Here is a 23562-nt window from a genome sequence, read left to right as displayed (position 1 = left end):
GGGTACCTACCGTGTGCCCCCGGCTCTGCCACCGACCGTCCGTGGGGCCTTCCGACCCCGGGTGGGACCGGCTGGTTCCCCTCGTTCTGCCGGGCAACTGCCAGCCCCACGCTGCGGGATTCCGACGCGCGGCGGCACCGGAGACCGTAAAATGGTCCGAAACACGCCATGCAAAGGTCAGCCGGGGTGGCTCGCTCTGCTGGCCCCCGTCGCGGTTCGTCCTGCAACCGCCGGGGATCACGCCCGGCGAGCACGGCGTTCGTACCGAACCGCGGAGGTAGGCAGTGGCAGGACTCATGGACCGGATCAGGGGCCTCGCATCCCTCTTTTGGCGCGAGGTCGCGAAGTTCGGGGCCGTTGGCGGAGTGGCCTTCGTCATAGACAACGGCCTGTACTGGTACCTGATCCACGGGCCCATGAGCGGCAGTGAGGTCAAGGCACGCTTCGTCTCTGCCGGCGTCGCCACCATCTTCGCCTGGGTCGCCAACCGCTACTGGACCTTCCGGCACCGCCGCCAGCCCAACGCGGCGCGTGAACTCGTCATGTTCGTCTTCATCAACGTCATCGGCATGGGCATCGCCGCGGGCTGCGTCGCTGTCGCCAAGTATGGCTTCTCGGTCGAGGAACCGAGCACCATCTTCGTCGTCGGTATCTTCGGAACGGTGCTCGCCACACTGGTGCGCTTCGTGGCCTACCGGTTCTGGGTGTTCAACGTCGAACTCGACGCCGAACCCGAGTTCAGCCACGACCAGGAGCTTCTCCACCCGCACGCCGGCACGTCCGGCGGAGCGGGCCGGAGCAGGCAGTCGCCCGAGGGCGAACCCGTCAGGCAGTCCCCGACCGCGCCGTAACGCGTTCTCCGGAGAGCAATCGGTCGGTGACGGGTACGCCGTCCTCGACGAGGACGATCGCCCCGTCCTGCTGCCATACGGCGAGTGCCGCTGCAAGGGCGTGCAGAAGGTCCGTGCCCGGTTCCAGGAGCAGGGTGGGGCTCTGGGAGGCGCTGTCCGGTGAGGCGCTGTCCGATCCACCGCCGGGTGCCGGCGTGTCCACGAGCGAGGCCATGTCCCCGGCGTTCAGCATCGCTGGACCGGCATGCACGAGCGGTGCGGTTGCGTCGTCCTCCTCCCCGAAGAACACGTCGCCGTGCGACCGGATCTCCGCTGCGTAGTCCACGGCGCCGCCGGGCAGGGGGCCGTCCCACCGCAGGGCGAGCGAGCCGAGCGCCACGCAGACGAGGAGGCGCGGGGGATCGACGGCCGGTACGGCCCGCGAGGTCATGATGACGTCCGCGATCTTCTCCCTGCCGTCCGGCGAGGCCGCTGTGCCCGAGCCGGCGTCTGTGTCCTGGCCGGCGTCGTCCGGCAGGACGACCACGCAGCCCACCTGCCAGCATGCGAAAGCGAGCGCGAGGGATTTCCAGTGCACCGGCAGGTCGAGCTCGACGACGGTCCCGTTCGCCGCGTCGAGCTCGTCGACCAGGAGGTTCGAGCTCTTGGCCACCCAGTTGTCGAAGACACGCCCCGACAGTTCGATCCGGCCCTCCCGCCCGTGCCAGATGAGGCGGGGCGAGGAAGGGCTGACAGACCGCATCCGGGCCAGGATCGCTGCTGGTGTCTGTGACATGGTGCTCATCTTCCGGATCGATGGTGGCTCCCGCCGACGCGCCGACGAGAACAGGTACGCGCCTCGGCGTGGCGGCCGTGGGGGTGCGGCTCCGACTCTATAAGATTCCCTCCGCGGCTTGACGGATTCCGACTTACACCCGTGTAATTAGGCATCGGATTTGTTCCAGCAGCGGGGCGCGAGGGTCGACCCATGCTGATGTTGGAACGGCAACACCGGGAGGGCTGACCATGGGGCAGGCAGAACGCACACAGGAACGACCAGACATCGCAGCGCAGGCTTCGGCTCGCTACGGTTCGAGGGGCGTTCCTGCAGACTGGTTCATCGACCCTGCAGACCCGATGGCAGCCGAACGGTACCGCGAGGGCAGCCGTTCAACGCTCGACGACCAGGCGACCGCTTTCCTCGCCGCCCACGAGGCGCTCGCCGGGCTTCCGGATGTCGAGGAGGGCCCGAGCAGTCTCCTCGTGCTGCCGACCTTCGACCCCGAGATCGACCAGCTCCTGCCGGACGTGCAGGAGGATGCACGGCCCCAGGGCTCGCCCGCAGCGCGACCGATCTGGATCGGGCTGCCCATGGCGCCCGGCAACGGGGACGACGACGGCGAACTGTCCTGGCAGGCCGACGCCCTCTGCGCGCAGACCGACCCCGAGGCGTTCTTCCCCGAGAAGGGTGGCTCCACCCGCGACGCCAAGAAGGTCTGCGGCTCGTGCATGGTGAAGTCCGAGTGCCTCGAGTACGCGCTGGAGAACGATGAGCGCTTCGGTATCTGGGGTGGGCTCTCCGAGCGCGAACGGCGCAGATTGCGAAAGCGAGCAGTCTGATTCAGTTCCACCGTCGCGTCACCGCCGTCGTCGTTGCCCACAACGGCGCTGAGTACCTTCCCGAGACACTCGACGCCCTCGAACGCCAGACCCGCCCGGCAGACTTCTGCGTCGGTGTGGACACCGGCTCCACGGACCAGTCGGCTTCCATCCTCCAGCTCCACCTGCCCACCGGGAGCCCTGTCGTAGGAGCTCCGCCCCGTGCAGGTTTCGGCACTGCGGTCCGCACCGCCGTTGCAGAGATCCCCGCCCGGAAGGACTCGCACGAGGGGAGGGCCCATGAGTGGCTGTGGCTCCTCCACGACGATTCCGCCCCGGAGCCCGATGCGCTCGCAGAGCTTCTCCTGGCCGTCGAGCGTGCTCCCTCGGTGACCGTGGCCGGCGCCAAGCAGGTCGCCTGGGACGATCGCCGCGAACTCCTCGATGTGGGGCTCTCCATCAGCAGGTGGGCCGAGCGGCTGACCCTCATCGACGTCGATGAGCACGACCAGGGCCAGTACGATGCCCGGAGCGACGTCTTCGCAGTGAATTCGGCGGGCATGCTGGTGCGCCGGGACGTGTGGGATGCGCTGGACGGCTTCGACCCAGCGCTGCACGGTGTGGGCGACGACCTCGATTTCTGCTGGCGGAACCGCCTCGCCGGCCACCGCGTCGTCGTCGTCCCCGGTGCCGTCGTCCGGCACGCCACCTCCAGGCAGCACCCTCTTTCCACACCGCACTCCGCGCGGGCCGCCGAAGTCTATCTCCGGCTCAAGCACACAGCCGCATGGAATGTGCCCTTCCTCGCGGTCGGAGCGGTGCTCGGGGGCGTGGCGCGGCTGCTGCTCGGACTCCTGGCCAAGGATCCCGCACACGGCACGGGCCAGCTCCTGGGCAGTATCGGAGGCGCCTTCCGCCCTGTCAGCCTGTGGCGGTCACGCCGCTCGGCAGGGCGGACCAGACAGCGGCCGCGCTCCATCGTGCGACCGCTCATGACCCCGCGCCGCGATGTCTGGTCACATCGCCGGTCCGTCATCGACGCCTTCACCTCCCGCGGCGCGAGCGGAGGAGCCCACGGTTCGGTGGGCACCGAGGAATACATTCCTTCCGGTGACAGCAACGACGATTTCGCCGCACTCGCGACTCCTGCGCGGCTGTGGGGGGGTGCGGGCGCAGTCGCTGCCGTCGTCGTGCTCCTGGCCGGTTCGCTCGTCGGGCTGCACCGACTGGTCGGCGCGTCGGCGCTGGCGGGCGGTGCGCTGCTTCCCGTCGCGGAGACGCCGAGTGCGATCTGGGACAGCGCGACGTCGTGGTGGACCATGCTCGGTACGGGCTTCGCCGCTCACGGCTCGCCGTTCGCCTACGTGCTGTGGCTGCTCTCCCTCCTCGGCCTGGGTTCGGCGAACACGGCGGTCGTCGTCGCCGTCGTCTGCGCACTGCCCCTGGCCGGCCTCTCCGCATGGTTCGCTGCCGGCGCGCTGACGAGGTCGCGCGGCCTACGCCTGTGGGCCGCCCTGTTCTGGGGCGCCGCGCCCGCCTTGCAGGTCGCGCTCGGAAGCGGGCGCCTCGGCGCACTGATCGCCCACATCCTGCTGCCGCTGGCGCTGCTCGGCGTCGTCCGGGCCGTCGGCGGCGCGATCGTCGACCGTCCGTTGCCCGAGCAGATCGCCAAGCCCGGTGTCGGTGGCACCCGCAGCTGGACCGCAGCAGCGGCTGCGGGCCTGGTGCTCGCGATCGTCACGGCCTCGGCGCCGTCCCTCCTTCCCTTCGTGCTCGCCATGCTGGTCCTGGCACTGATCGTCGGACGCCGGCGTACCCGGACCCTGTGGTGGACTCTCCTGCCGGTCGTCGCGCTGCACCTGCCGTACGCGCTGTCAGCGGCGCGGGAGCCCCGCGGGCTCCTCGGCGACCCAGGGGTGCCGGTGGGCTTCGACGCGGCGGATCCATGGCAGCAGCTCCTGGGCTTCCCGGTGTCGTTCGAGCCGTCGCAGCCCCTTGCAGCACTGGACTTCCTCGCCGGGCCGTGGTCCCTCGTCGCGGCCATCGTCATCGGTGCACCCGTCGTGGTCCTCGCTGCCCTCGCGCTGTTCGGTCAGGGCGGGCGCGGCATGGCCGTGCGCTCGTTCTGGGTCCTGGCGGTACTGGCCCTGGCCCTGGCGGCTCTTGCGGCCGCCTTCCCCGTCGCTGCGGGAAGAACGTCCCTCATCGGAGTGTTCCCCGGCCCGCTCGTCTCCGCCGTATCGCTCTGCCTGCTGGCGGCTGCGCTCTCGGGGCGCGCCTCCCGGCGGGGTCGAACCGGTCCGGTCGACGAGCCCCGTGGCAGCCGTCGGTCGCTGCGGGTCGCCGGTGGCATCGCCCTCGCCGTCGGTCCCGTCCTCAGCCTGGGCCTGTGGCTCGCGCCCGAGGTCTCCGGTCCTCCGGCTGCTGTCACGCAGCCCGTCACGATTTCCGGAGCCCCGGAACAGGAGGCCCGGGTGCCGGCCGACAGCACCGATTTCGGCGCGCGCGTCGTCCTCGAGCCAGTCGCTGAACGTCCTCTGCCTGCAACCGCCGCGGATCGGGGCACCGGTCCCGAGCGGACCCGCACCCTCGTCATCACCGTGGACGAGGACGACAACGTGGCCGCGTCGCTCATGCGCGGATCGGGCACGACCCTCGACGCGCTCAACCCGCTGTTCGCCGCACGCAGCCTGCAGGGTTCGGAGGATGTGACCGTGCGTGAGGACAGCGAGTCCGCGCGCGTACTCCGCACGGCTGTCGCCGTGATCGTCGGCTCGACCGGTGCCGACCCCCGCCCGAGCCTCCGGGACCTCGGCGTCGGGTTCGTCGTCCTCCAGCAGTCCGACACCGCGGGAGATTTCCTCAGCGGGCGCATCGATTCCGTTCCGGGCCTCACCGCCGTCGGCGATACCGGTGCCGGGCGCCTGTGGCGCGTCGTTCCTGCCACGCTCGGCGACGGCACCGAGGACGAGGGTGATCGCACCGCACGCGTCCGCGTGGTCGACGCCGACGGGCGCACGACCTCGGTCGTCCCGTCCGCCGCGATCGGTGCCCACGGTGCGATCGAGCCGGGTGCCGACGGCAGGACACTGGTGCTCGCCGAGGAGGTTGATCCCGGCTGGCAGGCAAGCCTCGACGGACGACAGCTCGATCCGGTCTCAGTCGAATGGCAGCAGGCATTCGTCCTCCCGCCCGAGGGCGGAACGGTGGACGTCTCCTACGTGAGCCCCTACCAGCCGTGGGTTGAGGCGGTCCAGGCGCTCGTCCTGGCGCTGACCGTGCTCCTGGCGATTCCGATCCCCTCGAGGCCGAGAGTCGCCCGACCCAAGGGGAGCCGCCGATCGCAGCCTGCTGCACGCCGTCGACCGCCCTATCCGACCGACCGCCACACTGCTGGTGGCGAGGACGTGGAGACCCACGAGGACGATCACCAGCCGGCAACCAGTGGAAGAAGCTTGATGTGATCTGGGGACGCAAGCGCGACACCACCATGAGAGGTGTCACGGCTGAGAACGCGGACGCTCAACCGGCAGGGGACAGTGCCCAGGGCATGCAGGAGGAGTCCTCGGCAGGGATAACCCCGGCCGATGGATCCCCGGTAGGCGGAGCGCCGGTCAGTGGCACCGCCGCGAAACCGGAGCGGGCTGATGCCGATATCGATGCCACGCCGGCCGGTGCCGCCGTCGAGCCCCGGGTGACGGAGAGCCGGACTGCAGGTGTCGCCGACAGCGAGGCGACAGCGGATTCTGCCGCGGAACCGGAAGGGGCCGATGCCGCCGTCGTCATGCCGGCGGGTGCCGCCGTCGAGTCCCCAGTGGCGGAGAGCCGGACTGCAGGTGTCGCCGACAGTGAGGCGACAGCGGATTCTGCCGCGGAATTGCAGCGAGCTGATGCCGCCGTCGCCGCTCGCGCGGTCGCGCGTGACCGGGCGGCCGGAAGTGGTGCCGGTACGCGCCGCCGAACCCGCGCAGGGACAGCGGTCGGTGTGGCGACCGGAGTCATGCTGCTGGCGGCCACGGCCGCGATCGCGTCGGGGACTGTAACCGAGACACTCATCCGCACCCCCGGGACAGGCCTCGCGGTGCCGACGGCCGCCGTCCCCGCCGGTGATTACACTGCGGTCTGTCCTGCGCCGCCCCGCCTGCTTCAGGCTGCAGTGGAGGGATCGGATCCGGAGTACAGCCCTGCGTCCGCCACCGCGAAGACCACCGTCGCTTCACTGGTGCTCAGTGACCTCAGCGCGACGCTCACCGGCAGTGGGCTGCTGCAGGCGGATGGCGGCGAGCCGATCAGGATGATCGAGGAGTTCTCGCCCGAGCCGAATCCAGCTGCAGAGAAGCCCGCCAGCAGTAATGAGGACGGCCTGACAGGTCGCACCGCGGGCGTGGCACGAGGGCTGTCCGTCGACGCTCCGTCCGTCTTCCGCGCGCAGCCGCAGGGCGGTCTGACTCCCGTGGCAGCCGCCACGTCCACCTACACCGCCACGGACGGCGACCTGCGGGGCCTGGCCGCGACGGGCTGCCAGGTGCCCTCGAGCGATTTCTGGCTCATGGGAGCTTCCACGACGGTCGGCCAGTCCTCGATCCTGATCCTGACCAACCCGACCGAGACGCCCGCCACCGTGGCACTGGAGCTCTATGGCCAGGATGGGCCGATCGAGGCTGCCGGTACCAGGGGCCAGCTCGTGGCACCGGGGGAGACACGCCAGATCGTCCTCGCCGGGGTGTCCGGCAATCAGGACCAGGTTGCCGTGCGGGTCCGCAGCGATGGAGGACGGATCGCGGGATTCATCCAGCAGAGCGTCCTGCGCGGCCTCACGCCCGGCGGCGTGGAACTGCTGGCGCCGAGCGGCCCGGCCGGGGTCACCCAGGTGCTGCCCGGCGTCGTCGTACAGGACGAGGCGACGGCCCGCCGCATTCGCGAGCAGGAGGGGTACGGTTCCGCAGCCCCCCAGCTCCAGGTACTCGTCCCGGGCTCGAGCGATGCCGTGCTCGACATCAAGGTCTACGGCCCCGACGGGGAAGTGGCGCTGCCGGGCGGGGGAGTCGTCACGGCCGCGGCCGGGTCGGTCACGGCGGTGCCGCTCGAGTCCCTGCCTGGGGGGAACTACACGATCGCCGTCACGTCGGATGTCTCCGTGGTGGCATCAGCGCGCCTGACTCGCGGCGTCGACGACGGCGAGCCTGTCGACTTCGCCGGTGCTCCTGCAGCCGTCCGGCTCGGCAGCGACCATGCGCTAGCCTTTGCCGAGGGCGCCGATGTGTCCCTCGTACTGGGCGCGCCGAGCGGGCGGGGAGAAGTCACGCTGACCCCCGTGGCCGCTGACGGTGCACTCGGGAAACCGGTGGTGATCGGCATCGCCGGCGGCACCTCCGTGACGGTGCCGTCGTCGTCCTTCGGCCCGACGCCGGCTGGTGTTATCGTCGACGCGACCGGCGATCCGGTCTACGGTGCGCAGATCGCGACACTGCCGGGAGCGAGGGCCGGAGTCTCGGTCGTCAGCGTTCCGGCCGGAGCGACGGGGCCACAGAGCATTCCCGTGGAACTCGGCTACTAGCTCCTACGCGGTTCGGTGGCTGCCCGCTCCTGGGACAACCGGGCCGACGCCGTCGTACCTCAGGCCTGGGAGCGACCGTAGGCCGGGTCGACCACCTCGGGCGCGAGTCCCATCAGTTCGGCAGCCTGCTCGACCACGACGTCGTGGACCAGTTCGTTGACCGGCATGAGCGCCTTGGCAGCCATGAGCACGGGATGACGGTAGATCGTGATGACGGCCGGCCGGCCGGGCGCGGCAGGGGAGCAGGACCCGAGGAGGCCGCGGAGTGTCTCCGGCGTCATGTCCTCGAGGCCGTCCGGTATCTCCTGCACCACGATCTGCAGGTCCTGGATGCGTTCGCCCCATAGGCGCTCGAGCCGCTGGGCCGATTCCATCACCCAGTCGTCGAATTGTTCCGACCTGGAGCGTGACCCGGGCAGGTGTTGCGGAAGCAGTTCACCCCGCATGCCGCGCCCCCGACGGTTCCGCCGGCGTTCGTAGAACGACCGCGCCGGACGCCCGCCAGTGGACGTCGGATCGGTCAGGTTGACCGAAAAAGTGGAAGCATCCTGCATGTAAAGACTCTAAGCCTTGAACTCCCTGCCCGCACTCCCGGGATCCTACAACCCGCTGCACGGAGGCGCGTGCTTACCGCTTGGTCGAGGTTCTACTGCTCTAAGCCGGATTTATGGCGAGGGTATTATCGGTGGCAGGTCTCAACCAAGGGGAATCATTGCCACACGAATCAAAGCGTCAGCCGTCTGTCTCGACGAGGGCGAAGATCATTGCACTGTGCGCACTAACGGTTGTAACCCTCACTTCCGTTGGCGTGCTGCTTGTACCTGGGCCAGCCGCGCCGCCAGCGACTCACGTCGTTTTAGCTGGAGAGGTTCCTGAACCTGCCAAGACACGGTCACCTGTGAGCGCGTACATGGTCGGTGATTCGATTGTTTCAGGGGCTAGCATCGGCGAACCCAGTCTCCTTCTCTGGGCGCAGGTGGCTAAGCGTATGAACTGGCAGTTCACCCGCGACGGGTTCGGTGGCAGCGGTTACATAGCGGAGGGCAACCAGCCAGACGAGGGGCCCGCAGTCGACGAGTCATTCTAAACCCGGCTGCCAGAGATCATTGAAGCCGACCCCGATATTGTCAACGTTGCCGGAGTTGCCGGAGGTCGGAACGACATGTACTTTTCCGCCGAGGAGGTACAGTCCGCGGCGGAATCTTTCCTGAGAGACATCCATGCAGCACTGCCAGAAGCGGAGATCGTGACCATCGGCGGGTGGACGTGGGACACCCCAACTGACCAGCGGTGGGTAGAAACCCAAGCGGAAATATCAGGGATACTCGAGGCGGCAACCGACGAAGTGGGCGGAATCTACATCGACCCGGTTACCGACCTAGCCCCGATCGACGACTCGAACGCCTCTCTCATGATCTCCGACGACGACTTCCACCCCACACCGGAGGGTCACGCGTACCTGGGAAGAGACCTCGCATACGAGATGGTTGAGCGGGGGCTTCCGCGGGGTCCTGAGAAATGGCGGCCCGCAGGCATCCCCACCAGCCACCATGTAGATTCCACAGACGCTTACTTTGCTGGACAGCGGTAGTTGACCTCTACGACGAAGCGCCCCCAACTTCGAACAAATGAGGCGCCGTTGGGCTAAGCCAAGTTCATGGCAGGTGGTGGGGCATAATCAGGGGAGGTCTCAACGTCTGGGGGAAAGCTCATGAGAACATTCATATACGATGCCGATTGCGGCTTCTGCACACGCTCGGCAAAGTGGCTCGCTTCAAATGGTCGTGTGTCAATCAAGCCATGGCAGGGAATCCCTGACCTTGAGGCAGTTGGACTCAACGAGATGATGGTCACGGAGGCCGCGTTCTGGCTGGCCGACGGCAAGGTGTCAGCCAGAGGCGAAGCTGCCATTGCCCGGGCACTCATCAGCCGCGGTAACGTCTGGGCCATCGCAGGGCGAATCATCTTGCTTCCCGTCATACGTCAGCTGGCGGCGTTCGCTTACACGCACATCGCGGCGAACCGTCACCGCATGCCGGGAGGCACAAACGCATGCAAGATCTCGAACTGAAGCCACGTACGGGCTTCCGCGTCTGGGGACTTATCGGATTCTGTGGCTTCCTAGTAGCGCAGGGCCTTGTGAGCTTCGTAGTCGAGCCGGAGCCCTATCCAACGGTTCGAATGCCTGGCTTCGGTTCTGCACCGCAAGCGGACGGCACTTGGGCTTACACAGCGCTGGACGTCCGCATTCACTACGAGGACGGATCTTCGATCTCTCCTCACATCAGTGAGCTTTTGTCCGGAATTCGCTTCTCATCAGCCAAAGCTTCCGCAAATTTCCTGCTTGGTCCCGAAGCTAGCGGCGAGGTAGACCCTGAGACTAGGCAATGGCTTCATGAGCGCGCAGCTAATCTCAACGACGGCGCAGAACCTTCCTCGGTTCAGTTCTGCTGGAGGAAGACGACCATCGACATCGCTGACGCGAGCGTCGACACCAGTGTTCCTTGCAACACAACGGAGGTCGTCCTATGACCGCACTAGCCACCAGTCCTTCAATGATGGTCGAGAGACTGGCCCATGCGTACCAGCCGAATTCTTCCGCCCTGAGCATCACCCGAATTCTTTTTGCCATGCACCTCCTGCTCTTTCCTACGGACTATTCGTGGGTTGCCCAGGTGCCAGCACGTTTCTTCAACCCACCCCCCGGCCCGTTTGCTCTCCTCGAAAACCCACCCGCGGCCGGACTCGTCGCGACACTGGAAGTGGTGCGAGCGGTCCTCTCCGTTGCGCTCCTCATTGGCGTCGGAACCTTGCCCGTTTCGGTCGCGCTCTCGGCGGTCTTGATCGTCGGGGCAGGCCTCACGCATTCATTCGGCAAAGTCGATCACTTCATCCTTTACGAACTTTTCCCGGTTTTTATGGGTTTTGCTGGTTGGGGAGCGCGTTTTTCATTTGATGCACACGCAAAGTCGGCTGGGAGAACATCCGGGTACGCGATCCTGCTCTGGGCCATCACCGTTGGATACGCCCTCTTCAGTGCTGCTGTACCCAAGATGCTGACGGGATGGCTCGACCCCGCAAGGCAAGCTACCCGGGGCTATCTATCTCTGGACGTCGCGGATCCAGTCAAGCAAGGCATCCTGTCAGATTGGATGTTCAGCATTAAGGCGCCTGCATTTTGGAAGCTGGTCGATTACGCGACTGTTTTCGCTGAGGGTTGGCTGCTTTTCGTAGTTGTGGCCCCACTGTTTTTCCGTGTCGGAGTCCTAATTCTTCTGGGATTTCACGCTGGTGTGATGCTCACCCTCGGAATCGATTTTGCGAGTTACCTTTTCGTCTACTCAGTGTTCTTCTTCGCCCCGCCCAGAGATCTCCTGAGATGGCACGGCGTGCAATCAAGTCAAGCCCGCCTGGCTCGAACCCCCTCTCTGCGCAGGAGTGAATAACAGTTGCCCTCGACATATAAGACCTACAAGGGTGCTTCGGCTACACCGCGACCACGCAAAGACTTAGCTTTAGGTGCAATGGCAGCCCTTGTTTTGGTGCTGCCCTTCTCCCAAGCGCTACCCGGAACGGTAAGACTGGTATGGAACGTGGCGATCTTCGTGCTGTTCCTCATCTGCCTACTGACGTGGAAAGTACGGCGGCCCATCGGTGGCGGCTGGTGGGCAGCAGTCTCCGGGCTTGTGATCATCAGTGTTGTGAGCTCCTCCGGAAGCGCCGAATCACTTACGGCCCACATCTTTATCGGCGCGCAAATCTGGTTCTTCGTCACGCTCGGGCCTTTCGTCATTCGCTATCTGGCCTCGCTCGACGGCGGCGCGCGGCTGCTCGGTATAGCGTTCCTGATCGGACAATCCATCTCCAGTAGCGCCGCGATCGCTCAAACTTCAGGGATCTCAACGTTCAACCAAGCCGTTCTCTTAGGGCGAGCCACAGGCCTAGCCGGTCACCCCAACGTCCTTGGGCTGCTCGCAGGAATGACCGTATTGATCCTCACAGCTGCAGTTGTTGGGCGATCCGGGCGCAAGCTAGTCCTTGTGATCCTGCTGCTGGTAAACGTCACAGCTCTCATCGCATGTGGAAGCGTCAGCTCGATGATCGCCACTTTGGTCGGCATCCTCGTGCTACTGGTGTCGCGGCGTGTCCCGCTCAAAGGGCCAGTCCTTCTTAGCGCAGCTGCTGCTGCCGCCCTATGGATCCTTTCGACTGTCGCACCTGAAGGCCTGCTCCGAGGCCCACTCGAGCGTATTCGCCAAGTAACGGGTCAAACGTCAAACGTAAGTACGTTAGATGTACGCGAGCAGACCGTTCAATACGCTTGGGAGGGAATTCAGCGCGATCCCTGGTTCGGGCGCGGACTGGATCATCTGTCCGGCTTGACGGGGGATCAACGAACCGTCACGCATAGCGTCATGTTTCGCACCTGGTTCCAGGGTGGACTAGCTCTTGGACTGGCTTATGCGACTATCGCCGTCCTCATTCTTTGGATTACATTGCGAGCGATTCGCAGAGGCCGGGATGCTTTGGCTGCAGCACTCCTCTCAATGACAGCGTCTTTCTCACTTACTTCCGCGGCCTTGGAACAGGCTTACTACTGGGTGCCGATCCTCGTTGCCCTGTCGTTGGTGGACCCCACTAGAAGTCGCCCCGATTCCGAAGAAGCGAGGCGACTTCAGCGCCGTTTAGCTACTGCTGTTCGTGATGAACCCCAACGCGGCAAGCTGGTAAGCAGGCTGTGAAGAGCAGGCCCGTCCGTTTGACCCGGTGATCATCACTTCGGAGAAGCAGTGGCTATGGCAGCGCTGTGATCGGTGCGATCACCACCGTTTGACGGCGAGACGCGATCACGTTCAACCACACCGCAGTCCACAGAAGGTTCCCGCACCACGTTGTGATGTCGGTTGTGGTCGACACGGTCGGATGAATGCTGTCAGCCGGGTTGACCAGTGACGCACCGCCGTCTGGCTGGTTCGTGAACGCCTCAAAGACGGGCAGGTACTCGAAGCCTTTTCCCATCGCGTAGTCGCGGAGTGCTGCTTGCCTTCTCGCGTGGGCGGTGATCGTAGTCGCTGGCGCAAGCTGCGGGTTCTGAGAACTTACAACGATGAGCGTTTCGGGGTGCGCGGCACGGAACGCGGTGATGAACGCGTCAACGTCCGCGATGAACGCTTCCGGGGTTTGCGTCCCAAAGTTGTGCCCACCCGAGACCAGCAACCAATCGAACTTCGTGGCAGTCGGGTACATGGTCGCGAGCCGGTCCTTTTGGTATGAGAGCCCGGTCCCACCGACTGCGGCGTTCCATATCTCCAACCCGGTGTAGGTGCCGGCCGTAAACCGCGTTGCCATGGTGATGTTGTCGAGTTTGAAACTGCCGCTCGCGTTGGCGGGCATAGCGACACCGGAGAATGTGCCAAGGATGCCAGTGTCCGCTTCGGTAACGGACGTCGTGAGAACCTGGTTCGCCCCGTTGACTGTCATCGTGAGGGTGACTGCCTGAATGGCGATGTCGAGTTTCAGGGTTATGGGTTGGATGGTTGCGGTATTCGACGTAACCCCAGTGACGGGGGTTTTTGAGATCAACTCGGTTTGAGGAGTGCCGCTGATCCGCTTCCAGACGCTTACCGATAGCGCGCCGGCAGTGCTCAGTAGGAGCTGCGCCCAGACGTATGAGCCGCCGCCCGCGAAGTTTGCTTGCGTCGTCCCCACTGCTAGTCGCGCTTGGGAACTAGCTGCCGGGCTGGTGGTAACAATGTTGTACTGTGCGGTCGAAGTGATCGACTTTGTGCCGCAGTGGAAGCCCAGCGACGAGATCCCACTATTCGCCGTTGTTACGGTGCCGTCAGAGGACCAGCCACCGGTTGCCCCAGCCCACACCTGCCCGCCGCTCGTCGTCGAACCGACCAGTTCAGCAGCGACACGGTTGAAGTTATCCGTCAGGACCGTCCCACCAACAGACGGCGTAGTCGTCCCCGACTTCACCACAGTCGGCGCCGCGTAAGCGTTCGTGGACGTACTCCACTGCTGGTCCTGCATGCCCACACCGGATTGGGTGAGCTGCCCCAACCGGAGCAGCGCCTTACGGGGAGGAGCGTTTCCGTCGTTCAGGGTCGAGTCGCCGGCCACAGCGCCTCGCTGGAATCCGCCCCCGAAGTCGAGGAAGCGGGCTAGCTTCTCTGATGGTGAGGCAACGGGGGAAAGTGGCCGTGCTGGGACAGCGCGTGCAACGGTGGCACTTGGTACTGTCCACAGGGATGCCCGTCGAAGGGCGGCCCTAGGCCGCCAGCGCCATCAGGGAGTGCCAGGTGGCGTGGCATGGACCCGAGGTATTCGATGCTGCGCAACAAGGGGTTGACTGCGCGCCGTAGGCTCAATCGAGTTCACGTGCGTCTAGCTTCTGCCCCTGGTGCGCGTCCTGCCAGCCCGCTGCTGCAATGCCCGGTAGGATTTCCCATCGTGGGATCACTCCGTCAATGCTCCAGATCAGCCTGCCAGCGGCCGGCGGTGGCCACCCTCACGTATGTCTACGCCGACTCGACTGCAGTGCTCGGCCCGCTCGCCATGTACGCCGAGCCCCACACGTACGATCTCTGCGCCGTCCACGCGGAAAGGCTGACGGTTCCGCGCGGATGGGAAGTAGTACGTCTGACGCTCCCGGACGCTGCGCCCGAGCACAACTCGGACGACCTGCTTGCCCTGGCGAATGCGGTGCGCGAAGCGGCGGCCGAGCCCTCGCCGGAGCAGCTGACGACGGGACAGCGCGGGAGCAGGTCACCCATCGAGCCGCCTGCCGCCGTCAACGGTCCCCGTCGGGGCCACCTCAGGATCCTGCGCGAGCCCTGACTGGGCGCTCATCGGCGTCGCCGGATGAAGGACGGGTGGAGCCTCCGCGTTAGACTTGGAGGTACAAAATCCACCCCTCCCGAGCGAAAGCTTCTCCATGGCGAATATCCCAGCACAGCTGCTCGACGTCCTCAGATGCCCCGTCACGGGGTCGAAGCTCGTTCAGGACGGCGACGTGCTCCGGTCATCATCTCCGGGCCCCGATGGGGAGCCGCTGACGTACGGGCTCGATGAGGGCATCCCTGTGCTGCTGCGCCCCGAACTCCTCGATGGTGCTGCCCGCGCCTCCTAGGCCGACGCACTTCTCCGCGCATCGCCCCCGTACTCCCCGAACCCGAAGCAAGGAACAGCAGACCATGACGTTCGACTACAAAGTTGCCGACCTTTCGCTCGCGGAGGCGGGGCGCCACCAGATCCGCCTCGCGGAGCACGAGATGCCGGGCCTGATGGCCCTGCGCCGCGAGTACGCCGAGGCGCAGCCCCTGGCGGGCGCCCGCATTGCCGGGTCGCTGCACATGACCGTGCAGACAGCGGTCCTCATCGAGACGCTCATCGCCCTCGGGGCAGAGGTCCGCTGGGCATCCTGCAACATCTTCTCCACGCAGGACGAAGCCGCCGCGGCCGTCGTCGTGGGAGCGGGCACCGTCGAGGAGCCCGCGGGTGTCCCCGTCTTCGCCTGGAAGAACGAGAGCCTCGAGGACTACTGGTGGACCGCGACCCAGATCCTGACGTGGCCGGGCCAGGCGGAGGGCCTAGGCCCCAACATGATCCTCGATGACGGCGGTGACGCGACGATGCTCGTCCACAAGGGCGTCGAGTTCGAGGCTCTCGGAGCAGTCCCGGCCAACCCACAGGAGGGTGATGCGGACTACTCGCACGAGTACACCGTCTTCCTCGACACGCTCCGCTCGACCATCGAGTCCGAGCCGCAGAAGTGGACCACCATCGCCGCAGGGATCAAGGGCGTCACCGAGGAGACGACGACGGGCGTGCATCGCCTGTACCAGCTCGCGGCCCAGGGCAAGCTCCTGTTCCCGGCGATCAATGTCAACGACTCCGTCACGAAGTCGAAGTTCGACAACAAGTACGGCATCCGCCATTCCCTGCCCGACGGACTGAATCGCGCCACGGACGTGCTCATCGGCGGCAAGGTGGCCGTGGTGTGCGGCTACGGCGACGTCGGCAAGGGTGCCGCCGAGGCCCTGCGTGGCCAGGGCGCGCGCGTGATCGTCACGGAGATCGATCCCATCTGCGCACTCCAGGCCGCGATGGACGGGTATCAGGTCGCGAAGCTCGAGACGGTGCTCGCACAGGGCGACATCTTCATCACGACCACGGGCAACAAGGACGTCATCATGGCACGCCACATGGCGGGTATGAAGCACCAGGCCATCGTCGGCAACATCGGCCACTTCGACAACGAGATCGACATCGCAGGTCTCGCCCGGATCCCCGGTGTGGAGAAGATCGAGATCAAGCCGCAGGTGCACGAGTGGGTCATCCCCGCCGACGAGACCGAGGGCGTGAAGCAGCACTCGATCATCATGCTGTCCGAGGGACGCCTGCTGAACCTCGGGAATGCCACCGGGCACCCTTCCTTCGTGATGAGCAACTCCTTCGCGAACCAGACGATCGCCCAGATCGAGCTCTACACGAAGTTCGAGCAGGACGACGCCGAGGGGAACCGCGAGTACGAGAACGAGGTCTACGTCCTGCCGAAGATCCTCGACGAGAAGGTCGCGCGCCTGCACCTGGACGCGCTGGGCGTCGAACTCACGGAGCTCACCAAGGGTCAGGCGGAGTACCTCGACATCGACGTCGCCGGACCGTACAAGCCCGAGCAGTACCGCTACTGAGTTCCTCCGCTGTCTCCGATCGGCCGCAGACGGAGCCACCCGGGCACCGGCTGCGGCCGCATCGGAGAGACACCCGCATGCCGCCTACCCAATGTGCCTCACCCGGTCGCGTAAAATCGCTCAGGGCAGCTACGTCGAGGGGCACAGAAGCATGCGCATGAAGCAGGAGTCGAGCAAGGCCGCGGCGCACCGGAAGGGCTGGAAGATCGCAGCCATCGGTGCCGCGGCGATCGTCGTGGTCGGCGGTGGCGTGGGTATCGCCACGGCATCGCCCTGGAACGACGCGTCGCCATCGCCCTCGCCCTCGTCCTCCAGCTCCGCGGAGGCCTCCGGATCACCAGGATCGGCAGCACCCAGCCCGTCGGCCTCCTCGGCGCGGGCCGAGCCGTACACCGTCGGGCTCACACCCACCGACGGAGCGTTCGGCGTCAACCCGGTCACCGTAGCTGCCGTGACCGTGAAGGGTGCCACGCTCGACGCCGTCGAACTGGCGCCGCGCGCAGGTGGCACTCCGATCGCCGGAACCGTATCCGCCGACGGCGCGAGCTGGACGGCGACGGAGCGGCTGGCGTTCGACACCGAGTACGAGTTCTCCTACACGGTGCTCGATTCGGGCGGGAACGAGCGACGCGAGACGTCGAGGTTCACCACCGTGGAACCGGCCAACGAAGCGGATGCGGCGATGTTCCCCCTGGACGGCAGCACCGTGGGCACCGGACAGCCGTTCGAGTTCACCTTCAGTGAGCCGGTCACCAACCGCGATGCCGTGGAGAAGGCCATCACGGTGACCAGCACGAGTGGGCAGCCCGGCGCTTTCTACTGGCTGTCGGACACCAAGGTGCGCTACCGTCCCGAGACCTTCTGGGCTCCGAACAGCACCATCACGGTCGACCTGAACCTGTTCGGCGTCGACTTCGGCAACGGCATGATCGGCAACTTCGACAAGACCATGACGGTGAAGACGCACAACACGCGCCTCGCGGTGGTCGACAACGCCACGAAGACTATGAACGTCTACCTCGACGGCAAGCTGGACCGGACCTTCCCTGTCACGCTCGGCACCGACGAGTGGCCATCCACCGAGGGATACATGGTGGTCATGGAGCGCTACGAGACCACGAGGTTCACAGCCGAGTCGATCGGGCTCAAGCCCGGCGACCCCGCCTACTACCCTCCGACCGTCGTCAACCATGCCAGCCGGCTGAGCAACGGCGGTGCCTTCGTCCACGAAGCACTGCCGGCGGCGCAGGTGGCCCTCGGCAACATCAACGTCTCCCATGGCTGCATCGGTATGTCCCCGGAAGGTGCGGAGTACTTCTACAACACGTTCGGGCCCGGCGATGTGGTCCAGATCCTCAACACCGACTACGGACCGATGTACGTCTGGGACGGCTTCGGCGACTGGAACGTGCCGTGGAACGAGTGGGTCAACCAGCCGTAAGCCCGCTCACCCGATCGTTCGCGAGGCTCCGCACGCTAGCTGAAAGGCAGTGTGTGGAGCCTCTTCGCTGTCTTCTCCGAGCGTTCGCGCTGGCGCATCATGGCGGTGTAGTCGCGGTCCCGGCGTGACGCGATGACGGCATGCAGGAACTCCTCCGGATGGGTCGTGCCCGGCGGAGGCGGTGAGACGTGGTGACTGGCCTCGGCCGCGAGGTCGAGGGAGAGCCTGTGGCGCGCCTGCGGGGTGAGCCTGGGTGCCTCGGCGAGGAACTGGGACATCCTGCGGGCGAGTGCATCCGGGAGGCGCCCGATGTCGGCGGTCTCGGACCACTGCTGCAGCCGTGGCGGCATGACGGCCAGTGCGCGCGGGGTGGCGACCACGCGCTCCCGCATCGAATAGGTTCCCGCCAGCAGGTCGCCGAGGCGCTTAAACCGCTCGTTGAACAGGGAGACGAGGAACGCGAGCGACCCGCCGAGCATGTAGATCTCCAGGATGGCGACCATTCCGCGGATGAACGCATGGCGGAAGCGGATGGCCCCGCCGTCGTCGCGCACTATCCGCAGTCCCATCACGAGCCGTCCGAGGGATTTGCCGCGCGTCACGGTCTCCACGGTCACCGGGACGACGAGGAGGAGCAGGACGACGACGGACAGCAGGAGGGCGTTGGTCAGTGCCGGGTCGAGGACTCCGCCGAAGACCCTCCCGATCAGCAGCACGAGCAGGATCGCCAGGATGATCTGTGCAGTGATGTCGATGATGACACTCACTCCGCGCGCCGCGAAACCGGCCGGTCTCAGTTCGAGCACGACCGCTTCGCCGGTGACGACCGAACTCATGTGTTCCCCTTCGGCAGGTGCTGACAAGCGCTTCCGGTGTGGGCCGCGGTTCTCGCGGCCGGACCTCCCGCCCAGCCTATCGCCGGGTGTCCAGGGGAGGCATCGAGCCGTGCACGCAATAGGGTGAGCGGACCCTGCCGCACGGTGCGGGAGCCGGACTATAGGGTTGGCCCATGGACGTGGACGCATTCATCGCGGTGCATCGCAGCGACTGGCAACGCCTCGACGACCTCGTGCGCAGGCGCCGGCTCAACGGCGCGGAGTCGGACGAACTGCTCGTGCTGTACCAGCGCGTGTCGACGCACTTGTCCATCATCCGCTCGGTGGATCCGGAGAGCGCCCTGTCCGGTTCACTGTCCACGCGCCTCTCGCGGGCGAGGACGCGGTTCACCGGTGCGAGATCGAACGTCACGGAGGACATCGCGCAGTTCTTCGTGAACTCCCTGCCCGCCGCCTTCTACCGCGTCCGGTGGCTCACGGTCGCGATAGGAGTGCTCTTCCTCGCGGTGACGGCGCTCTACGCCCTCTGGGTCGCCGGGACCCCCGGGGTCATCCAGGCGCTCGGAACGGATGAGGACCTCCGGCGCTATGTGGAGGAGGACTTCACCAACTACTACTCGGAGAACCCTGCGGCCTCCTTCGCGGGCCTGGTCTGGACGAACAACGCCTGGATAGCCCTGCAGGCTGTTGCCTTCGGCGTCACCGGCATCTGGCCGGCCTTCATCCTGTACCAGAACGCGCAGGGCATCGGCATCACCGCCGGGATGATGGCCTCCTTCGACCGGCTCGATGTGTTCTTCCTCTACATCCTGCCCCACGGCTTCATGGAGCTCACGGCGATCTTCATCGCGACGGCGGCGGGCCTGCGGATCTTCTGGGCTTGGGTGGCGCCAGGGCGCAGGCTGCGAGTGGTCGCTCTGGCCGAGGAGGGGCGGTCCCTGATCACGGTCGCACTCGGGCTCGTGCTGGTCCTGCTCGTCTCCGGGCTCGTCGAGGGGTTCGTGACTCCGAGCGCGCTGCCGCCGTGGCTGCGGTTGTCGATCGGATTCCTAGTCTTCGCGGCGTACTGGGCCTACACGCTGATACTGGGTCGGCGGGCTTTCGCTGCGGGCCACAGCGGAGACCTGGGCATCGTCGACCGGGGCGATACCGTCATCACCTCCTGAGCGCTGCGGGCGCAGGGCTTCGGGCGGGGAGCCTCCCCGCCAGGCATGCTCGAGCCCGGTAGTGTCGGAGTCGCCGGAGTGACCGCCGGCGGCAGTCAACGAGGAGACAGTGCAGTGGCAGAGATCGATAGTTCCCGATCCGACGCGTCCGGCGCTCGGCGCCTGAACGACGACGATTCTGCGATCGGCAGGTCCGGCACCCCATCGGGTGACGCAGCGCCTGGTGATGCAGCGCCCGATGACGCAGCGCCCGATGACGCAGCGCCCGATGACGCAGCGCCTGGTGTTGCAGCGCCCGGAGTGGCACAGCGCCACAATCTCCCGCGGCGGCGGGCGAGTACCCTGCCGGACCTGTCCGGCCTGCGGAACGAGGACTACGACGGCAGCTCCTCAGGGGACGCAGCCACCACCGGCAGCACGCGGCCGGCGACCCGGATGATGCCGATGGCTGCGGGCAGTTCCGCTCCTGATGCGACGAGCACGACCGTAGCGGAGCACTCCGACGGCCCTGACGGCACGACCGGTACGACCGGTACGACCGGTACGACCGGTACGACCGGTACGACCGGTACGACCGGTACGACCGGTTCGTCGGTCGCTGTTCCGTCCGGCACCGACGGCACGACCGGTGACTCCGACGACGATCGGTCCGTGGGTGAAGGGGCGGACCGCGCCGACGCCGCACCACCGGGCGGGGGAGGCCACGAAGCCGCGCGACGGGCCGCAGCACGCGATCAGGCGGTCATGGCGAAACCAGGTCTGGCCCGGTTCCTGCAGGTGGTCGTCGCGCTCTTCTTCCCCATTATCGTCGTCGCAGCCGCCGTGCGGGCCGTCGCGACGTCGTCGTTCCTGTGGCTCGAATACCACCGGCCGGGATTCCCCGCCGACCAGTTCGGCTTCTCCCTCGATGACCGCATGACGTACGGTTCGTACGCCCTCGACTACGTCCTGAATTTCGCGCCGCCGAGATACCTGGGCGGTCTTGTGACGCCGGAGGGGGAACCGCTGTTCCTCGCATCGGAAGTAGGCCACATGGCGGACGTCAAAGGCGTCCTCGGCCTGTCCTTCGCCATCGCGCTGGTGCTCTTCGTGCTGGCGGTCCTCGCGTGTGTCTACCTCGCCCGGCGGTACAAGGGCGGCGTGAGGCGAGCGCTTTTCGCGGGAGCCGTCCTGACGCTCGCAGGCATCGCCGTCCTGACGGTCCTCGCGGTACTGGCGTGGGAGACCTTCTTCACGCAGGTGCACGCCCTGTTCTTCGCCGATGGGACATGGACCTTCCGCGTCGACGACACGCTGATCCGGCTGTTCCCCGAACAGTTCTGGACGGACTCAGCCGTGACGGTCGCCGTGCTCGTGCTCGCGGCAACCCTTCTCACGCTCGTCCTCACCTGGCCCACCAGGGGGCGACGCGAGCGCTCGATGCTGGCACAGGAAGCCGCACAGTCCCGGTACCGGAAGGCGCTCGACGCGTCCTGACCGTCGTGCGCTGCGCCGTAGGAAAAGCACCCCCGGGAGCGCAGCACGCGGCTGGAACGCCCTGCCGTTCAGTGCCGCCGGCAGCGTCCGGACGCGGCCGGATCGTCAGCGCGCTGCCGTGCCGTACAGCTCCTCGAGAGCATCGGCGTAGTCGGCGACGACGGCGGCACGTTTGAGTTTGAGGGTCGGCGTCAGGTGCCCGGATTCGACGGTGAACTCGGCGTCCAGCACGGTGAAGCGCCGGATCTGCTCTGCCCGGGACACCGTGGTGTTGGCGGCATCGACAGCGGCCTGCAGCTCGGCCAGGATGTCGGCATCCGTGGTGGCCTGCCGCGTGGTCAGCCCGGGCTTGCCGTGCCCTGCCGCCCAGACACCGATGGCCTCGCGGTCCAGGGCGATCAGCGCCCCGATGAAGGGCCTGCCCTCGCCGACCACGACAGCTTGTGCAACCAGCGGGCACTCCCGGAGCTTCTCCTCGAGGGGTCCGGGTGCGACGTTCTTGCCGCCTGCCGTCACGAGCAGGTCTTTCTTGCGGCCGGTGATCGTGAGGAAGCCGTCGTCGTCCAGGGAGCCGATGTCGCCGGTGCGGAAGTAGCCGTCCGAGGTGAACGCTTCCGCTGTCGCTTCGTCGTTGCGGTGGTAGCCCGCGAAGATCCCGACCCCCTTGACCTGGACCTCGCCGTCGGCGTCGAGCCGGATGCTCGTCCCCGGCATCGGGATGCCGACCGAGCCGACGCGCGTCAACCGCACGGTGTTCACGGTGCAGGGGGCGGTGCTCTCGGTCAGCCCGTAGCCCTCCTGGACCATGATGCCCGCACCTCGGAAGAAGTGCGCGAGGTGTTCGCTGAGCGGACTGGCACCCGAGACGGTATACCTGACGTCGCCGCCGAAGACACTGCGCAGCTTCGGGTAGAGGATGCGGTCGAAGACCGCGTGCGAGACCCGGAGGACGGGCGAGGGCCCGCTCCCGCCCCGGCCACGTGCGTCCACAGCCCGCGAATAGGCGACGGCGGTGCGCTCCGCGGCCGCGAAGAGGCGTCCCTTGCCGGCCTCGGCTGCTCGCTGCCCGGCCGTCGCGTGGATCTTCTCGAAGATGCGGGGAACCGCGAGGAGGAAGGTGGGGCGGAAGGTCGTCAGGTCCTCCAGCAGTTGCGCTGCCGACCCCGAGTGCGCCAGCGTGATGCCGCCGGTGAAGCACACCACCTGCACCGCTCGCGCCAGCACATGGGCGAGGGGCAGGAACATCAGGGTCCGGGCGTGCTCCTCCTTCAGGAACTCGGGCAGGAACTCCAGGGTGTTGACGGCGAAGAGCGCGAAGTTGCCGTGCGTGATGACACAGCCCTTGGGCCTGCCCGTGGTACCCGAGGTGTAGACGATGGAGGCGGTGTCGGCGAGTCCGCGGGAAGAGCGCGCCGTCTCCAGGTCACCGTCGGTCACGGCGGCACCGGCGTGGGTCATCGAGGTGAGGCTCGCGCCGTCGAAGGGCCCGGTGGTCAGGCGCACGACCGTCGTCGTGTCCAGGCGCCCGGCCCGTCCGGCGGCATCGAGGACGACGTCGGCCATGTGCCTGTCCTCCACGAAGACGACGGCGGGACGGGCGTCCTCGAGGATCCAGGCGACCTGGTGGGCGGAGGAGGTTTCGTAGATCGGAACGGTGACCGCCCCTGCGAACCAGATGGCGACGTCGGCGAGCGTCCACTCGTAGCGCGTCTTCGACATCACAGCCACGGCATCCCCGGGCTGCACGCCGTGCGCGATCAGGCCCTTGGCCAGCCCGGTCACCTGCTGCAGGAACTCGGCGGCCGAGACATCCCGCCAGAGAGTGCCCTCCCGCAACGCGTACAGCGGTCGCCGGGGATCGGCGTCGTGGGTTCTCAGCAGGAGGTCCGTGGTGTTGCTGGTCGACGGGAGATGGACCAGGAGTTCCGTGATGGACTCACGCACGGTTGCTCGCTTTC

20 protein-coding genes are annotated in these 23562 nt (G+C 66.6%); 15 read left to right on the top strand and 5 right to left on the bottom strand.

What is annotated here, in order from left to right:
- Positions 1-296 precede the first annotated feature (296 nt).
- Positions 297-851, top strand: a complete 555-nt coding sequence (locus CXQ96_RS09920) for a GtrA family protein (RefSeq protein ID WP_104117873.1) — start codon at positions 297-299, stop codon at positions 849-851.
- On the opposite strand, the gene CXQ96_RS09915 is transcribed toward CXQ96_RS09920, so the two are convergent.
- A complete protein-coding gene (locus CXQ96_RS09915; protein ID WP_104117942.1) occupies positions 826-1626 on the bottom strand; it encodes a TIGR03089 family protein in 801 nt (266 codons plus the stop codon). The two genes, CXQ96_RS09920 and CXQ96_RS09915, sit on opposite strands and share 26 nt — an antisense overlap.
- Before the next feature lie 230 nt (positions 1627-1856).
- Here CXQ96_RS09915 and CXQ96_RS09910 point away from each other — a divergent pair, with 230 nt between their 5' ends.
- Genes CXQ96_RS09910 through CXQ96_RS09900 form a run of 3 tightly spaced genes read left to right on the top strand, consistent with a single transcriptional unit; the run spans position 1857 to position 7986 of the window.
- The gene (locus CXQ96_RS09910) at positions 1857-2450 is read left to right on the top strand and encodes a WhiB family transcriptional regulator (RefSeq protein ID WP_104117872.1); all 594 of its coding nucleotides are present in this window, start codon (positions 1857-1859) and stop codon (positions 2448-2450) included.
- A complete protein-coding gene (locus CXQ96_RS09905; RefSeq protein WP_308662751.1) occupies positions 2429-5893 on the top strand; it encodes a glycosyltransferase family 2 protein in 3465 nt (1154 codons plus the stop codon). The genes CXQ96_RS09910 and CXQ96_RS09905 overlap by 22 nt, the downstream gene beginning before the upstream one ends.
- Positions 5890-7986 carry a DUF5719 family protein gene (locus CXQ96_RS09900; RefSeq protein ID WP_258059013.1) on the top strand — a complete coding sequence of 699 codons (2097 nt, stop codon included), beginning with the start codon at positions 5890-5892 and terminating at the stop codon, positions 7984-7986. The genes CXQ96_RS09905 and CXQ96_RS09900 overlap by 4 nt, the downstream gene beginning before the upstream one ends.
- Positions 7987-8045: 59 nt before the next feature.
- Here the strand turns inward: CXQ96_RS09900 and CXQ96_RS09895 are convergent, their stop codons facing one another.
- Positions 8046-8540, bottom strand: a complete 495-nt coding sequence (locus CXQ96_RS09895; RefSeq protein WP_104117870.1) for a metallopeptidase family protein — start codon at positions 8538-8540, stop codon at positions 8046-8048.
- 539 nt (positions 8541-9079) lie between these two features.
- Between CXQ96_RS09895 and CXQ96_RS09885 the strand changes: the two genes are divergently transcribed.
- The 5 genes from CXQ96_RS09885 (at position 9080) to CXQ96_RS09870 (ending at position 12728) form a co-directional block, all read left to right on the top strand.
- Positions 9080-9577 (top strand): SGNH/GDSL hydrolase family protein, encoded by a 498-nt coding sequence (locus CXQ96_RS09885; RefSeq protein ID WP_104117868.1) that lies wholly within the window; start codon positions 9080-9082, stop codon positions 9575-9577.
- Between the two features lie 120 nt (positions 9578-9697).
- Positions 9698-10057 carry a thiol-disulfide oxidoreductase DCC family protein gene (locus CXQ96_RS09880; RefSeq protein ID WP_104117867.1) on the top strand — a complete coding sequence of 120 codons (360 nt, stop codon included), beginning with the start codon at positions 9698-9700 and terminating at the stop codon, positions 10055-10057.
- A complete protein-coding gene (locus CXQ96_RS18055; protein WP_146070852.1) occupies positions 10039-10518 on the top strand; it encodes a hypothetical protein in 480 nt (159 codons plus the stop codon). The genes CXQ96_RS09880 and CXQ96_RS18055 overlap by 19 nt, the downstream gene beginning before the upstream one ends.
- On the top strand, positions 10515-11432 hold the full coding sequence (locus CXQ96_RS09875) for a hypothetical protein (RefSeq protein WP_104117866.1): 918 nt from the start codon (positions 10515-10517) through the stop codon (positions 11430-11432). Before CXQ96_RS18055 ends, CXQ96_RS09875 begins: the two co-directional genes overlap by 4 nt.
- A 78-nt stretch (positions 11433-11510) precedes the next feature.
- Entirely contained in the window at positions 11511-12728 is a 1218-nt protein-coding gene (locus tag CXQ96_RS09870; RefSeq protein ID WP_146070851.1) for an O-antigen ligase, read from the top strand.
- 52 nt (positions 12729-12780) lie between these two features.
- Here CXQ96_RS09870 and CXQ96_RS09865 read toward each other — a convergent pair whose 3' ends face one another.
- Positions 12781-14112: an SGNH/GDSL hydrolase family protein gene (locus tag CXQ96_RS09865; RefSeq protein ID WP_104117864.1), complete on the bottom strand. Its 1332-nt coding sequence runs from the start codon at positions 14110-14112 to the stop codon at positions 12781-12783.
- Positions 14113-14442: 330 nt separating this feature from the next.
- Between CXQ96_RS09865 and CXQ96_RS09860 the strand changes: the two genes are divergently transcribed.
- The 4 genes from CXQ96_RS09860 to CXQ96_RS09845 all read left to right on the top strand — a co-directional run bounded on the left by CXQ96_RS09860 (position 14443) and on the right by CXQ96_RS09845 (position 18126).
- Positions 14443-14829 carry a DUF3499 domain-containing protein gene (locus CXQ96_RS09860; RefSeq protein ID WP_104117863.1) on the top strand — a complete coding sequence of 129 codons (387 nt, stop codon included), beginning with the start codon at positions 14443-14445 and terminating at the stop codon, positions 14827-14829.
- Positions 14830-14926: 97 nt separating this feature from the next.
- Entirely contained in the window at positions 14927-15121 is a 195-nt protein-coding gene (locus CXQ96_RS09855) for a hypothetical protein (protein WP_104117862.1), read from the top strand.
- A 64-nt stretch (positions 15122-15185) separates the two neighbouring features.
- Positions 15186-16685 carry an adenosylhomocysteinase gene (gene ahcY / locus CXQ96_RS09850; RefSeq protein WP_219816121.1) on the top strand — a complete coding sequence of 500 codons (1500 nt, stop codon included), beginning with the start codon at positions 15186-15188 and terminating at the stop codon, positions 16683-16685.
- A gap of 157 nt (positions 16686-16842) precedes the next feature.
- The gene (locus tag CXQ96_RS09845) at positions 16843-18126 is read left to right on the top strand and encodes an Ig-like domain-containing protein (protein WP_181036421.1); all 1284 of its coding nucleotides are present in this window, start codon (positions 16843-16845) and stop codon (positions 18124-18126) included.
- 35 nt (positions 18127-18161) lie between these two features.
- Here the strand turns inward: CXQ96_RS09845 and CXQ96_RS09840 are convergent, their stop codons facing one another.
- Positions 18162-18962, bottom strand: a complete 801-nt coding sequence (locus CXQ96_RS09840; protein ID WP_104117859.1) for an RDD family protein — start codon at positions 18960-18962, stop codon at positions 18162-18164.
- A 173-nt stretch (positions 18963-19135) separates the two neighbouring features.
- On the opposite strand from CXQ96_RS09840, the gene CXQ96_RS09835 reads away from it, so the two are divergent.
- A complete protein-coding gene (locus CXQ96_RS09835) occupies positions 19136-20128 on the top strand; it encodes a stage II sporulation protein M (protein WP_104117858.1) in 993 nt (330 codons plus the stop codon).
- 114 nt (positions 20129-20242) lie between these two features.
- Positions 20243-21604 (top strand): DUF1461 domain-containing protein, encoded by a 1362-nt coding sequence (locus CXQ96_RS09830; protein WP_258059011.1) that lies wholly within the window; start codon positions 20243-20245, stop codon positions 21602-21604.
- Positions 21605-21709: 105 nt separating this feature from the next.
- On the opposite strand, the gene CXQ96_RS09825 is transcribed toward CXQ96_RS09830, so the two are convergent.
- Complete coding sequence (locus CXQ96_RS09825; protein ID WP_104117856.1) at positions 21710-23548, bottom strand: long-chain fatty acid--CoA ligase; 1839 nt, start codon at positions 23546-23548, stop codon at positions 21710-21712.
- Between the last annotated feature and the right edge of the window lie 14 nt (positions 23549-23562).

Source organism: Arthrobacter sp. B1805, from assembly GCF_002929745.1.
Lineage (GTDB): Bacteria > Actinomycetota > Actinomycetes > Actinomycetales > Micrococcaceae > Arthrobacter_D.
The sequence above is the reverse complement of the archived record's forward strand: the minus strand, read 5'-3'. Positions and strand labels throughout refer to the sequence as shown.

Coding starts and splice junctions, on each gene's coding strand:
- CXQ96_RS09895 (WP_104117870.1), bottom strand. CDS start 8,540: ATGCAGGATGCTTCCACTTTTTCGGTCAACCTGACCGATCCGACGTCC.
- CXQ96_RS09875 (WP_104117866.1), top strand. CDS start 10,515: ATGACCGCACTAGCCACCAGTCCTTCAATGATGGTCGAGAGACTGGCC.
- CXQ96_RS09845 (WP_181036421.1), top strand. CDS start 16,843: ATGAAGCAGGAGTCGAGCAAGGCCGCGGCGCACCGGAAGGGCTGGAAG.
- CXQ96_RS09915 (WP_104117942.1), bottom strand. CDS start 1,626: ATGTCACAGACACCAGCAGCGATCCTGGCCCGGATGCGGTCTGTCAGC.
- CXQ96_RS09835 (WP_104117858.1), top strand. CDS start 19,136: ATGGACGTGGACGCATTCATCGCGGTGCATCGCAGCGACTGGCAACGC.
- CXQ96_RS09920 (WP_104117873.1), top strand. CDS start 297: ATGGACCGGATCAGGGGCCTCGCATCCCTCTTTTGGCGCGAGGTCGCG.
- CXQ96_RS09870 (WP_146070851.1), top strand. CDS start 11,511: ATGGCAGCCCTTGTTTTGGTGCTGCCCTTCTCCCAAGCGCTACCCGGA.
- ahcY (WP_219816121.1), top strand. CDS start 15,186: ATGACGTTCGACTACAAAGTTGCCGACCTTTCGCTCGCGGAGGCGGGG.
- CXQ96_RS18055 (WP_146070852.1), top strand. CDS start 10,039: ATGCAAGATCTCGAACTGAAGCCACGTACGGGCTTCCGCGTCTGGGGA.
- CXQ96_RS09910 (WP_104117872.1), top strand. CDS start 1,857: ATGGGGCAGGCAGAACGCACACAGGAACGACCAGACATCGCAGCGCAG.
- CXQ96_RS09880 (WP_104117867.1), top strand. CDS start 9,698: ATGAGAACATTCATATACGATGCCGATTGCGGCTTCTGCACACGCTCG.
- CXQ96_RS09840 (WP_104117859.1), bottom strand. CDS start 18,962: ATGAGTTCGGTCGTCACCGGCGAAGCGGTCGTGCTCGAACTGAGACCG.
- CXQ96_RS09855 (WP_104117862.1), top strand. CDS start 14,927: ATGGCGAATATCCCAGCACAGCTGCTCGACGTCCTCAGATGCCCCGTC.